This is a genomic window from Companilactobacillus sp. RD055328 (assembly GCF_022835675.1).
In the GTDB taxonomy this organism is placed as follows: Bacteria; Bacillota; Bacilli; order Lactobacillales; family Lactobacillaceae; genus BQUT01.
Genome location: NZ_BQUT01000005.1, coordinates 800,610 through 814,238 on the forward strand (window position 1 = coordinate 800,610; position 13,629 = coordinate 814,238).

Annotated in this window: 15 protein-coding genes; 8 read left to right on the forward strand and 7 right to left on the reverse strand. The window is 34.0% G+C overall.

From position 1 onward, the window contains the following. Positions 1 to 39 precede the first annotated feature (39 nt). Both RD055328_RS06240 and RD055328_RS06245 read right to left on the reverse strand, forming a co-directional pair. Positions 40 to 1,062 carry a BMP family protein gene (locus RD055328_RS06240; RefSeq protein WP_244087933.1) on the reverse strand — a complete coding sequence of 341 codons (1,023 nt, stop codon included), beginning with the start codon at positions 1,060 to 1,062 and terminating at the stop codon, positions 40 to 42. A gap of 147 nt (positions 1,063 to 1,209) precedes the next feature. Then, complete coding sequence (locus RD055328_RS06245; RefSeq protein WP_244087934.1) at positions 1,210 to 2,472, reverse strand: solute carrier family 23 protein; 1,263 nt, start codon at positions 2,470 to 2,472, stop codon at positions 1,210 to 1,212. Between the two features lie 216 nt (positions 2,473 to 2,688). Between RD055328_RS06245 and RD055328_RS06250 the strand changes: the two genes are divergently transcribed. Continuing rightward, positions 2,689 to 2,880, forward strand: coding sequence for a hypothetical protein (locus tag RD055328_RS06250; protein WP_244087935.1), 192 nt, complete (start codon positions 2,689 to 2,691; stop codon positions 2,878 to 2,880). 82 nt (positions 2,881 to 2,962) lie between these two features. Here RD055328_RS06250 and lacD read toward each other — a convergent pair whose 3' ends face one another. Continuing rightward, positions 2,963 to 3,952 (reverse strand): tagatose-bisphosphate aldolase, encoded by a 990-nt coding sequence (gene lacD / locus RD055328_RS06255; protein WP_244087936.1) that lies wholly within the window; start codon positions 3,950 to 3,952, stop codon positions 2,963 to 2,965. Positions 3,953 to 4,283: 331 nt separating this feature from the next. Here lacD and RD055328_RS06260 point away from each other — a divergent pair, with 331 nt between their 5' ends. The 5 genes from RD055328_RS06260 (at position 4,284) to RD055328_RS06280 (ending at position 7,774) form a co-directional block, all read left to right on the forward strand. Beyond that, positions 4,284 to 5,051, forward strand: coding sequence for a DeoR/GlpR family DNA-binding transcription regulator (locus tag RD055328_RS06260; protein ID WP_244087937.1), 768 nt, complete (start codon positions 4,284 to 4,286; stop codon positions 5,049 to 5,051). 15 nt (positions 5,052 to 5,066) lie between these two features. Then, positions 5,067 to 5,495 carry a galactose-6-phosphate isomerase subunit LacA gene (lacA, locus tag RD055328_RS06265; RefSeq protein WP_244087938.1) on the forward strand — a complete coding sequence of 143 codons (429 nt, stop codon included), beginning with the start codon at positions 5,067 to 5,069 and terminating at the stop codon, positions 5,493 to 5,495. A gap of 68 nt (positions 5,496 to 5,563) precedes the next feature. Next, a complete protein-coding gene (gene lacB / locus RD055328_RS06270) occupies positions 5,564 to 6,082 on the forward strand; it encodes a galactose-6-phosphate isomerase subunit LacB (protein WP_244088154.1) in 519 nt (172 codons plus the stop codon). Positions 6,083 to 6,122: 40 nt separating this feature from the next. Then, positions 6,123 to 7,067: a hexose kinase gene (locus tag RD055328_RS06275; protein WP_244087939.1), complete on the forward strand. Its 945-nt coding sequence runs from the start codon at positions 6,123 to 6,125 to the stop codon at positions 7,065 to 7,067. Between the two features lie 86 nt (positions 7,068 to 7,153). Further along, positions 7,154 to 7,774, forward strand: coding sequence for a histidine phosphatase family protein (locus tag RD055328_RS06280; RefSeq protein ID WP_244087940.1), 621 nt, complete (start codon positions 7,154 to 7,156; stop codon positions 7,772 to 7,774). Positions 7,775 to 7,952: 178 nt separating this feature from the next. Here the strand turns inward: RD055328_RS06280 and RD055328_RS06285 are convergent, their stop codons facing one another. Further along, on the reverse strand, positions 7,953 to 8,393 hold the full coding sequence (locus RD055328_RS06285; protein ID WP_244087941.1) for an Hsp20/alpha crystallin family protein: 441 nt from the start codon (positions 8,391 to 8,393) through the stop codon (positions 7,953 to 7,955). A gap of 105 nt (positions 8,394 to 8,498) precedes the next feature. Here RD055328_RS06285 and RD055328_RS06290 point away from each other — a divergent pair, with 105 nt between their 5' ends. Beyond that, on the forward strand, positions 8,499 to 8,849 hold the full coding sequence (locus tag RD055328_RS06290) for a DUF488 domain-containing protein (protein ID WP_375708070.1): 351 nt from the start codon (positions 8,499 to 8,501) through the stop codon (positions 8,847 to 8,849). On the opposite strand, the gene RD055328_RS06295 is transcribed toward RD055328_RS06290, so the two are convergent. After that, positions 8,846 to 9,580, reverse strand: coding sequence for a hypothetical protein (locus RD055328_RS06295; RefSeq protein WP_244087942.1), 735 nt, complete (start codon positions 9,578 to 9,580; stop codon positions 8,846 to 8,848). The genes RD055328_RS06290 and RD055328_RS06295 overlap by 4 nt on opposite strands. A 101-nt stretch (positions 9,581 to 9,681) precedes the next feature. Beyond that, complete coding sequence (locus RD055328_RS06300) at positions 9,682 to 11,022, reverse strand: Nramp family divalent metal transporter (RefSeq protein ID WP_244087943.1); 1,341 nt, start codon at positions 11,020 to 11,022, stop codon at positions 9,682 to 9,684. Positions 11,023 to 11,175: 153 nt separating this feature from the next. Here RD055328_RS06300 and RD055328_RS06305 point away from each other — a divergent pair, with 153 nt between their 5' ends. Further along, a complete protein-coding gene (locus RD055328_RS06305; protein ID WP_244087944.1) occupies positions 11,176 to 11,652 on the forward strand; it encodes a hypothetical protein in 477 nt (158 codons plus the stop codon). 51 nt (positions 11,653 to 11,703) lie between these two features. Here RD055328_RS06305 and RD055328_RS06310 read toward each other — a convergent pair whose 3' ends face one another. After that, positions 11,704 to 13,617 (reverse strand): fructose-1,6-bisphosphatase, encoded by a 1,914-nt coding sequence (locus RD055328_RS06310; protein WP_244087945.1) that lies wholly within the window; start codon positions 13,615 to 13,617, stop codon positions 11,704 to 11,706. Positions 13,618 to 13,629: the final 12 nt, after the last annotated feature.

The window sequence follows — 13,629 nt, forward strand, 5'->3', positions numbered from 1 at the left end:
CACTAGTCATGCTCCATCCTTTTTATTGGTAATTCGAACTTATTTAGGAGAAACTGTGATTTCACCATTTTCAATTTTCTTTTGGTAATCTTGTACAACTTTCCATGTTGATTCAGGCATATTATCGTTAACCAATGCAACACCTTTACTCTTCAAGTCAAAAGTAATAACTTTTCCACCAGGGAATTTACCATTCATAGCTTTGTTAGAAATATCTTTAACTGCGCTATCAACACCCTTAACAGCTGAAGCAAGTGTTACATTACCACCTGAGTATTTACCATCAGCTTTTTGGTCAGAATCAACACCGATTACCCAAACTTTTTTACCATTTTTAGCAGAATTCTTGGCTGCAGTAAATACTCCTGCACCTGTTCCACCTGCAGCATGGAAAATTACATCTTCATTATTATTAATCATAGCTGTTGTTAAAGATTGTCCAACATCAGCTTTAGAGAATGATCCAGCATATTTAACATCGACTTCAATTGATGGATCCACCGCTTTAACACCGGCAATAAATCCTGTCTTGAATGTTGTTACAACATCACTATCAATACCACCAACAAATCCAACTTTTTTGGTTTTTGTTGTTTTAGCAGCAGCAACCCCTGCTAAAAATGATGATTGTTCAGTTTTGAATTTAACTGATGTAACATTTTTACGTGTTTTTGCAATATCATCAACAATTACAAAGTTAACCTTTGGATTTTGTTTTGCAGCTTGATTAATTGAATTAGTTAGTTTGTAACCTATTCCAAAAATTGTTCCGTAATTAGCTTTTACTAGTTTATTAATATTAGGTCCAAAGTCTTGATCAGATGCTGACTGTGCATAGTTATATCCATCAACACCTTTTTTAAGATTATGGCTCTTACCCCATGCTTGTAGTCCTTCCCAAGCAGATTGTTGGAAAGACTTATCATCAATTCCGCCACCGTCAGTTACCAATGCGACAGTGTGTTGTGATTTTTTAGAGCTGGCTGAGTTTCCATTGCCGCACCCTGATAATACTAATATAGATATGAACATTACAGATAATAGCGAAATAATTTTTTTCATGTTGTTCCTCCTATTTTTTATAATTATAACCAACAACTACAGAATAAATCAATATAATTTTTACATTTTAGAGGTAAATGTTCGTATTTAACATTAATTTATATATTTTTAAAGTTTAATAAATATATTCATATTAAAATACGAACATTATTGTTTTTCGCTACGAGCATTTTGTGGCAAGACTGCATTCAATAGCATTCCAACAATAGTTGCTACCGCTACACCAGAAAATTGAAAATCTCCAATTTGTAAAAATGCATTACCGATACCAATAACAAGTACTGAAGAGGCAATCATTAAATTACGATTCTTATTAAAGTCGACTTGATTATCAACTAAAATTCTCAAACCACTAGAAGCAATTACACCGAAGAGCAGAAAACTTATCCCCCCGATTACTGGTAAAGGGATACTCTGAATCAAAGCACTTAGTTTCCCAACAAATCCAAATATCATCGCAAAAATAGCTGCACCAATAATCACATAGACACTGTAGATTTTGTTAATTGCCATTACTCCAATATTTTCACCATAAGAGGTAATTGAAGGCCCACCAATTAAACCAGCCACTATCGAAGCTGCACCATCACCAGCTAAAGTTTTATTAAGACCTGGGTCTTTCAAGAAATTCTTACCAGTTAATTCGTTCAAAACCATAATGTGTCCCATATGTTCTGTCATAGTAACGAATGCTATGGGTGCCATACCAAGAATTGCTCCCCAGTAAATTTGTGGTTGATAAGAAACAAAAGGGACTTGAAAATCGGGCGTTTTAAACCAAGGAGTATTAATTACCGCTGTAAAATCTACCAACCCAAAAGCCAGTGCAATAATATATCCGCAGAATACCCCGATTAAAATTGAAATTTGACTAGCAAAACCTTTCAACAACATATTGAACATAATTGTGATAAACAAAGTTGCAAAAGCGACAATAAAGAATCGAATGTCATAGTGTCCATTATTCATAGTTGCATCTTTACCAGCATTACCTGCTAGTGATAATCCAATTACCATGATTATTGGGCCAACTACAATTGGTGGCAACGCCTTATCAATCCAACCTGTACCCAAAAATCCAACCAAAATAGCAACTAATAAATATACAACTCCAACAGCAATTGTTCCTTGAGCAATTGCCGGATAACCTACCGTCTTCATTAAGGCAATCATCGGAGTTATAAAAGCAAAGCTAGAACTCATGTAAGACGGAATTTTTCCTTTGGTTACCAAGATATGCATCAATGTTCCAACTCCAGAACTAAATAATGCAATTCCCGGGTTCAAACCAACTAAGATGGGGACTAAAACCGTTGAACCAAACATAGCAAATAAGTGCTGTATTGATAATCCTAACCACTGCATTGGTCTGGGACGATCATGAACATCTAAAACAATATTACTTTTCATAGTACTTCCTCTTTCCAATAAAAAAAGACCCGCTAATCCGTGTGAGGTTAGAAGGTCTCTAGGTTTACTTAAATAGAGTTAGTCTATTACTTATGACTACCTTGTGAGCCTCACAGGACTCAATTAAAGGTTTATTATTTTTACTAATAATACATAGTAAATTAGTACCTGTCAATGATAAATGGTAAAATAGCAGTAAAGGACGGTAACTAACTTATGGATATAAACGAAAAGAAACGACGTAACAAAATTTTCATTTGGGCTATTATTGTAATAGTTGTAAACTTGCTACAATATTTCATTCACAATTCAGTAACAATCGGTATCGCTTCACTTGTAACCGTCTATGCTCTATACGTAGTTACAATCAAAGATAGAGTTGAACAAAATAAAAACAAGAAAAAATAATTAGTTTAAAATTAATAAATAAAAAAACCACGAAATCATTTTGATTTCGTGGTTTTTTATTTCAAAAGTAAGTTATCATACTCTACTTAATTTTTGTTGTCCATGGAGTTGCAGTCTTAGCTAAAACTTCATTTAATTCTTCGATATTCTTCTTACCTTGTGTGCCCATCCATTGACGACCAGCTTCTTCACCATCTTTAGCAAATGGTTCAATTCCAGGTTTCCAAGTTGCACGTCCACATAGAACACCATTAAATGTTGATCCAGCTTCTTTAGCAAATACTAATTCTTTTTGGAACAATTCAGGTGTAACACCAGCACTTAAGAAGATGAATGGAAGTTGTGTTGCATCACTTTGTTCTTTGTATAACTTAGATGCTTCTTCTTGTGTGTAAACAACTTCGTTGTCGCCGTTAAAGCCTTCAACAAATTTTTGGTTAACTGGAACTTCTACTTTTAGAACAGTTACATTATATTGAGGTTTTGAAAATTCTTTCATAGCTTCAATAACTTTGTGAGGTTTAACTTTAGCATATTCAGCTGAGTTAACATCGTCCATATTTGCATCATATGAAACAAGTTCAAGGAAGAACGGCATATCTTCTGCTTCACATTCTGATCCAATACGTTCCATAAATGCATGTTTTCTGTTGTTAATCTCTTCTGATTCATCTACATCATAGTAAAGAAGGAACTTAATAGCATCTGCACCTTCTGCTTTTAAACGTTTAACAGACCAAACATCCAAGATGTCAGGAAGACGTCCAGGTTCAGTAGCATCGTATCCAGTCTTTTCATAAGCAGCTAAGAATCCAGCATTTGCATCACGAACATTAGCAGCTGGCAATCCATATTCAGGATCCAACAGAATTGATGAAGCATATTTAGTTAATTCACTTGAAATAACTTTTTTGAATTCAACAATATCTGTTTCGTTAGCTTCCTTACCACTAGCTGATGCCAACATCTTCTTCAATGATCCACGTTGGTCGATAGCCAAAGCTCCGATAACGTTATTTGAATCTGATAATTTTTCAAGACCTTTTTTTACTCCACTTGTAACATTAAGCATTGATTAATAACTCCTTAGTTTTATATTTATAGCACATTCAAAATAGCATCCACCATAAAATCGTTCTTCGAATATCCATATTTTGCTAATTACGACTCTAATTAATCAAGATTTATGTTCGTTTTTGATTATTTATTGTCTCTTAACACTCACAATTATTGTTCATTTTCAAATTAAAGTCAAGCAAATTTAACCGTTTCCATTTCTTTTGCTTTATTAATTAATTCGCTTTCATTGCCATTTTAGCAACAACATTAATTTGACACCTTTTTTTGTTATGATATATTTTACTTACAAATAAAAGAACATTTTCGAACATTTAGATAAGGGGGTGGTTTTCCTGTTAAAAAACGAGCGATTATCAAAAATAGTTAAATTAGTTAACGAAAACGGTATTATCACAGTGACAGCATTAGTTAAAGAATTAAATGTTTCAACTATGACAATTCGTCGCGATTTAGAAGAACTTGATAAAACCGGACAAATTATTCGCATTCACGGCGGTGCAGAAAGTAAACTTTCAACCATTAGCAAAAATGAATTAACCTATACTCAGAAAAAAAAGCTAAACGTTGAAGAAAAAAAGGCTATTGCTAAAGTTGTTGCTTCCATGATTAAAGAAGATGAAACAATCTACATAGGTCCGGGATCAACTAACGAGTTTGTTCCTATGTATTGTACTCAAAAAAATATGCGCATTATCACCAATAGTCTTCCCGTATTTAATTCTTTCAACGAATTACACGATTACGAAGTAACTCTTATTGGTGGAATATTCCGTAATAAAAGTGGTGCCTTTATTGGTCAAATTACTTCAGACACTCTTAAACAACTTAGAGTTAACAAAGCATTTGTCAGTGTAAACGGAATCAACGGTAACACTCTTATGAATGCCAGTCCTGAAGAGGGAAACACGCAAAAAATTGCTTTAGAAAATGCAGATCGCCGATTTATCGTCGCTGATTTCTCGAAATTTAACCATTCTGACTTCTTTAACTTTTGGGATTTAAAAGATATAGACGCAATTATCACAGATAACAAGCTGGATAATTCACTCAGAAAGCAATACGAAGAAAAGGTTGCTATTATTCAGCCTTAACAACAGGAGAATACGATGAAAGTAGTTTTAGGTGCTGACCAATCTGGTTTTGAATTAAAAGAAAAAATAAAAAAATATTTAATCGACAACGGTCAAGACGTTATTGATGTAAGTCAAACACCTTCTAAAAATTTCGTTGAATCATCATTAGCAGTTACAAAAGAAGTTCTCGATAACGGAATTACAAAAGCTCTAATGTTTGACGAATATGGTGTTGGTTCAGCAATGGCAAGCAACAAAGTCAAAGGTATGGTTACTGCCAACGTGAACGAAGAAAGAACAGCACATATGACTGCTGAACATAACGGTGCTAAAGCCATCGCTATCGGTGCAGGAATTATGGGATACAGATTAGCCGAATCAATTGTTGCTGATTATCTAAAAACTGACTACGCAGCCGGACGACATCAAATACGTCTAGATATGTTAGAAAAAATGATTTAAAGGGATAAACTATGTTAGACACTGACAGACCACAACCAAAATTTATGGAACCAGATATTGATAAACACATGACAATTGCTATCGGAAATGATCATATTGTTACAGATGTAAAGATTAAAGTATCTGATCACTTAAAATCTCTTGGTTATAAAGTAATTGATGAAGGTACACATGATTTCTCACGTACTCATTACCCAATGTTTGGTAAAAGAGTAGCTGAGGATGTAGCTGACGGACGTGCAGACTTAGGAATCGTACTTTGTGGTACAGGTATTGGTATTTCAACTGCCGCAAACAAAAACGAAGGAATTCGTGCCGCTATGGTTGGTAACGTTACTCAAGCTAAGTATGCTCGTGAAGAATTAAACGCTAACGTTCTTGGATTTGGCGGAATTGTATTAGGTCGTGATTTCATCTTCGATATTGTTGATGCTTTTTTAAACGCTGAATATAAACCATCAGCCAAGAATAAAGCACTTATCGAACAAATTGACAGTATCGCTAAGCCTAATCCAGAACAAAAAGATAACGAACATTTCTTCGATGAAGAAAACAAAAAATGGGCACAAGGCTTTTACCGTGATTAATAAGAATAAATAATGAATTTATTAATAAGGAGTGTTACAAATGATATTAACTTTAACAATGAATCCCTCAATTGATATGTCTTACCCTATCGAGCATCTAGAAATTGACGATGTGAATCGTGTCAGCAAAGTATCAAAAACAGCTGGTGGTAAAGGGCTAAATGTTTCTCGAGTTATCAGATTAATGGGACGAGACTTACTAGCATCAGGATATAACGGTGGAAACTTCGGTGCTTTTTTGGAAGCAAAATTAGACGAAGATGATATTAAACACGATTTCGTTCAAATAGACGCTGAAATTCGTAATTCTATTGCCCTATTACATGACGATGGAAAACAAACTGAAATCTTAGAGCCAGGTCCTGAAATCAATATTGATGACCGCCAAAAATTCCTTGATCATTTTGAACAAATCGTCAAAAACTACAAAGTAGTTACTATGTCAGGCAGCTTGCCTAAAGGTCTAGAGAGTAGTTTCTATTCTGAATTAGTCAAAATTGCTAATAATTATGGTGTAAAAGTATTACTCGATACTTCAGGAGCTTCTTTAGAAGCTGGATTAAAATCAGAAGCAAAACCATATCTAATCAAGCCAAACGAAACTGAAATTGCTCAACTATTAGATATCGATCGTCCTAGTGGAGATATTGACTATACCGCGTTGAAAAATAATTTAATGAATCCTATCTTTGATGGAGTTCAATGGATTGTTGTTTCATTAGGAGCTGCTGGTGCTTTTGTTAAAGCTGGGGACAAGTTCTATAAGGGACTAATACCTAAAATTAACGTTGTTAATCCCGTTGGTTCAGGTGATTCAACCCTTGGTGGTTTAGCTATCGGAATTAGTGAAGAATCAACCATAGAAGATACGATTAAAACCGCTATGACAACTGGTATGTTAAATACCATGTCACCAAAAACTGGTTTTGTAGATAAATCATTATTTGATGAATACTTCGCAAAAGTTGTTGTGGAGGAATTCTAAATGGTGCTCTTATCGGAGTTACCGGTGATTTATTAACCTTCAACATGGTAGAATAGAAGCATTAAATATTATTTGAGGTGATTTTTGTGGTAGAAGTATATATTATTAGACACGGTCAAACTGATACAAACAAAGAAAAACGCATCAATGGGAATTCAACTGATTTGCCATTGAATGCTACAGGTAGACAACAAGCTAGTCAATTACGAGAATCTTTTGATTTATCAGATTTTGATGAAGTTATTTCAAGTCCGTTAATTCGTGCTTACGAAACAGCTCAAATCGTCACTGAATCAACAGGTATCGAAGTAAAAACTGATGCACGTCTAAGAGAAGCTGATTATGGTAGCTGGGATGGCAAATCTGAAACAGAATTATTTGCTAAATACCCTCAAACTTTTGATAATAATGGCTATTTATTACCTAACTATATTGAATACGCTGAAAACGCCGAAGATTACGAAGACGTCTACGCCAGAATTGACGAATTGCTTAATGAAATTAGTCAATTAGGTGATGATAAAAAAGTGGCACTAGTATGTCACGGTTTCATTAGTCGTGCTTTGATGAAAGTTATTCTTGGTGTTGATGATATTTCAAAAATCATTCAACCAAAAAACTGTGGTGTCAGCAAGTATCGCTTAACTGAAGCTGGTCAACGTCACATTCTATATTACGCAAGAATTGCTCCTGCTAATTTTGAATAAATATGCAACAAAAAAAGACACCGGGGAAGGTGTCTTTTTTGTATATCATAGAGGAGTAAGAATATAATAAAAATTCTTAAAGAGTATATAGGGGACTCTTTAATCACTTTCTATAATTTATACTATATCCTCCAGATTTGAATTTCGTTTAATTAAAGTTTGAAGCTTTTGTGAAGAATTACTCAATTTCGATGAACTTATTAGGCTCGTCTTCTTTTTCGCCAGTTTTTGGAAGAGTAACTTGCAAAATTCCCTTATCATATTTAGCAGTAATTCCAGCTTCATCAACATTACTTAGTCGATAACTTCTTGAAAATTGCCCCGAACTACGCTCACTCATCAAAATATTGCCGTCCTTATCTTCATGATCAGCAAAACTATCACGTTTTCCTGAAACAGTCAAAATATCATTGTCATAAGATAGTTTTATATCCTTCTTATCCATTCCTGGTAAATCAACCTTCAATAAATAATTCTTATCATCTTCAGAGAGATCTGATTTCATATTAATTCTAGGAAGCGATCCAAAATCACGAAATCTGTCCTCAAAATCATTAAAAAATGGTGCATTAAACCAGCTACCAATACCACTATTCCGATTCATCATTTCATTTTTCATAACCAAAACTTCCTTTCTTTTATTTATACCTATATTTTAGTTCGCCAAAGTATGATTGTTAAACAAAAAGCATTATTGCGGTATTATAAATGTAAGGAAGTGATTATGATGACAAAAATCATGCGAATATACGATAGCTATGATCAACCTGGATTTAGAATACTCGTTGATCGAATATGGCCTCGAGGAGTTTCCAAACAAAAAGCTAAATTAGACCTATGGGCAAAAGATATCGCCCCTACCAAAGAACTAAGAACTTGGTTCAATCACGAAGATGAAAAATTTCCCGAGTTCAAAAGTAAATACTTTCAAGAGCTGCAAAAAAATCCCTACACTTCAGACTTCTTGCAGTTAATTAAAGAACATCCTGATGTCATTCTTTTATTCGGCGCAAAAAACATTGAACATAACCAGGCTGTCGTCTTACTTGAATATATAAAAAAAGAACTCGATTAATTCGAGTTCTTTTTTCTTAAGAAATGAATAACAAAAGTTACACCAAATACTAAGAATGTAAAAATTAAAAATAGATATGATGGTATTTCAACATCAATAGCTGGAATAGTTAAGAACAGCTTAATAGAAATGAAGAATATCAAAACATATGCTGCTTCAATCAACTCTGGAATACGGTTCATAATTGAAGAAATTACTTCCGCAATTAATCTCATTGCAAGGATTCCTATCAATCCACCAAGAATCAAGATAATTGGATTCTCTGATAAAGCTAGCGATGCTAGAACCGAATCAACAGAAAATGCAATGTCCATTAACTCGATTGATATTACTACTCGCCAGAACAGTGATAGTTTACTCATTGCCGGCAAGAGCTTATGACCGTTATCTTCATTATTACGTTTGGTGAAAAATGAGACAGACAAATATAATAAGTAAGCGGCCCCAATAACTTTTACAATCCAGAATCGAATTAAGAAACTACCAACTCCAACTGCAATAAATCGGAATATATAGGCCCCTAACAATCCGTAAAGAAGTGCTTTTTCTTGGTCTTTCCTGTCAGGCAGAATCTTAGTTTGTGCTGCTAGAACAACCGCATTATCAAGAGACATCATACATTCCAAGATAACCAAGGAAATAATAATAATCCAATCCTCTTTACTATTAAAGACAGCACCCCAATTACTTAAATCAAAAAACGGCTGGTAAAACTCTAAAAAATTATCCATTGTATATTCTTTCTATCCCCCTTATTATTCTTGTTAATTAAATAAAAAAGAGAGCCGAATCCTTTAATTCGTTCTCTTTTTTATATTACGCTAAACATTATTTAAAATGATGTGATAATCAACCAGATATTCAATATTGTTAGAATTATAGCAATAATGTAACCTGTCCATTTTACAAGTTGCGTATTAGCAAAATTACCCATTAACTTCTTACTACTTGAGAAGTATACCAATGGGAAAATTGAGAATGGTAAAGCCACACTCAAGAACACTTGTGAGAAAGTCAAAAGACTTTCAATCTTAGCTTCATTACCATGGTAGTAAATTGTGAAGAAGATTACTGGTGAAATTGATATCAATCGAGTAATCACACGTCTCGCCCACAATGGAATCTTCATGTGAATGAAACCTTCCATAACAATCTGTCCTGATAGAGTCCCAGTGATTGTTGAGTTTTGACCTGAGGCAAGTAAGGCAACGGCAAACAATATAGCTAGCATTGGGCTAGCAATTGAACCAGCAACCGCTGGATCTTGTAACGCATTGAACAAATCACCTAAACGTCCAAGGTCTGTTTTTGTTCCATAGAACAATGCAGCTCCTAAAGTAAGTAACAATGAGTTAACTACAAAAGCCAACGTTAATTGGATGTTAGAATCCCAAGTTGAGAAACGAACAGCTGTTGCTACACTCTTTTCATCTTTACGATCATACTTACGAGCTTGGGAAATTGATGAGTGCAAGTACAAATTATGAGGCATAACTGTAGCACCAACAATACCCAATGCAATATATAGCATTGATTGGTTTTGTGTTATTTCAATGCTTGGAATATAACCTTGAACCATTTCGCCAACATTAGGTTGAGCAAGTATTACTTCATATAGGAAGACTCCTAGGATAACTGTAATTAACATAGCAACTATAACTTCGATTTTTCTAAAGCCAAGTTTCATTAATAACAATAGAAGTAAAACATCGGCAGCGGTGATTAAAACACCGACTAATAATGGTACGTGGAATAACAACTTAATAGCAATCGCCGAACCAATAATTTCGGCAATATCTGTAGCCATAATTGCTAATTCCGCAACTATCCATAACAAGAACCCACCTGGTTTACTTGTGTGATCACGCGTTAATTGAGCTAAATCACGGTTTGTTACAATACCTACTTTAGATGCCATGTACTGCAATAGCATCGCAACTAAACTAGAGATTAAAACAACACTTAGTAATTTATATTTGAACTGAGCACCACCAGCGATTGATGTTACCCAATTACCTGGATCCATGTAACCAACAGCAACTAATGCACCGGGTCCACTATAGGCAAGTAATGTTCTGAAGAAACTAGCATCTTCAGGAACTTCAACAGTATCATTGATTTCTTCTAAAGATGGGCCGTTAGCATACTTCACGAACTTCTTTTTTTCAGCCATATTAATACCCCTTTTAATTTTATTCTTTCACTATAGTACACTAAACCTATTAGGAATGAAACAATTTTGTTAGGGTAACTTAACTTTTCTAAATAATATACATTTATAACACTTGATGGTAAGCTATATACAATAAGAATTGAGGTGTTTCCTATGGAAAGCATGAGTCTAATGATTTGGATTATCGATATAATTTTTATAGCAGGCGCTGCTTTTAATATATATTGGCAATCTCAAATAACATTAAAAGCTAAATATAAATATACACCGATTATCCTTTCAGTAATTGTAGTAACTTGGATTATTGGCGGTTCTGGATATTCACTTGAATACATCATCATGATTGCAGCCTTTCTTACAACAGGTATCATGAATGGAGTTGGCGGAATCGGAACTAAACGCATCGTTAATAGTGGTTTCTTCTCTAACGTATATGATTATAAGAAGTTAGCTCACATTACATTGATTCCATTAACATTAGGAACAAAAGAGCGCGTCGTAGCAATTTTCAACATTAATGCTCGCCAATCTGCACAAATGATCTTCAATAAAGACTTATTCACTATTAAGACTGAATTAGAAAAACATGTTGGTGATTCTACTGAAATAGAAATTGGTAGTTTAAGATAAAATAAATATAAAAAGACTAGATAATAAATTATCTAGTCTTTTTGTTTGAGACTAATATTGATCTAACACTTCTTTTAATTCTTTGATTTCTTCTTTTAACTGACTACCAATATCTGTGTCGGCAACCTTCATTCTATGATCTACTTGTGCTACAACTTTTTTTGTAGAAACAATATCACTCAAGTTCTTAATTGCGTCGTCTCGAGTAGTAAATGGCTCATGTGTTACTAATTGGAACCCATACGAATTAGACAAGAGTGTATAACCACCAATTCCAGTGGTTTTTTGATACGGTTTAGACATCCCTCCATCAATAACGAACATCTTCCCGTTTGCCATGATAGGTGAATGACCTTTCTTAACTGGAGTATGCCCATTAATAACATGCCCCTTGTCAGAATCTAGCCCGAATTCAGTTAGTATCTTATCAATAAACCATTCTTCATGACGTAGTTTGTAATAGGGATTCTTATGTTCTTTTTGTATATCCTTATTATCAATGAAATAACGTTCGAAAGTCTTCATTGCTCGTTTACCAAACAATGGTGATAGTGATCCTGTCCATAAATACCACATCAAATCTGTTGCAAGGTCATTAACACATTCCGGTTCTTGATAACTTGCACGTAGGTTATCTTCAAGAAATTCAAACAACTCTTTACCAGCATACTTCTTACCATCAATGACTAACGATTCAAACTCACCTTGATTATTGACCGGTACACAACCATGAATTAATAGATTATCATTATTCTTTAGATACATACTTCCTTTTTCTATCAAAAAGTCCATATGTTTACGTAATTTATTAGACGTAGTAAACGACTTAACTAATCCATCCATGATTTCTTGTTCTTCTGCAGTTAATTCATACGGATTATTCTTATCGATTGTTTGAAAACATCCATTAGTGATTGGATAAGTTTCACCATCTATAGTTATTTGACTGAAGTCTTCATTCATCTTATCTAGCAACTTACGATCTTCCATACCAAACTCTGGCCGACGATTAATAGCACGTCCTTCGAGTTTGAATTGCATAATTGCAATAGCCTGTTGAATCTTGTTAGTTTGCTCCAATTCACTAGAAATTACTGTTTGGCCATCACTCTTTGATTCAAAAGCGGGATTAGGTGTGTAATTCTTATCAGCAAACATTGATAAATGGCGAAGATTAATTCCATAACTATCTTCAATGATAGATAGGTTATTATAACGAGCACTAATTCTAATTAGATTACAGATGCAAAGCGGTGAACCTGAAGCTCCACCAAGCCAAAGAATATCATGATTACCCCATTGAACATCAACTTGACTAAGGCTAGACAATTTGTCGACGATATAATCCGGATGTGGACCACGATCGTAAATGTCACCAATAATATGTAATCGGTCAACCACTAACCTTTGGATACTGTGACTAGTTTCAACAATGAAGTCATCAGCGATACTTAAATCAATCAGATTCTCAATAATCTGATTATAGTATTCATCTTTATTAATATCTTTTTCATTCGTGTATAAGAGTTCTTCAGTAATATATATGAAGTCTTCTGCTAAAGCCTTACGAACTTTAGAACGTGTATACTTACGACTGACTACTTTTAATAGTTCAATAACTAAATAAAAATTCCTTTCGTACCATTTACGAAGTTCGTCTAAATTATCTAGTTGACGTTTCTTCCTTGTCACCATTTCACTTGGATAATAGATTAGAAAGGCTAGTTCTTTTTTCTGTTTATCTGTTAGTTCCCCATTGAAACGATCATTAATTTTTTGTGCAATGTTCCCTGATCCGTTTCGGAAAATATGTGAAAAGGCATTATACTCGCCATGAATATCACTCATGAATTCTTCTGTACTCTTAGGCAGATTCAAAATAGCTGATAAATTAATAATCTCAGTTTTAATATCATTCTTATTAGGAAAATACGAGTGCATAACTTTTGTTGTTAACTTCTTCATAATTAAACTATA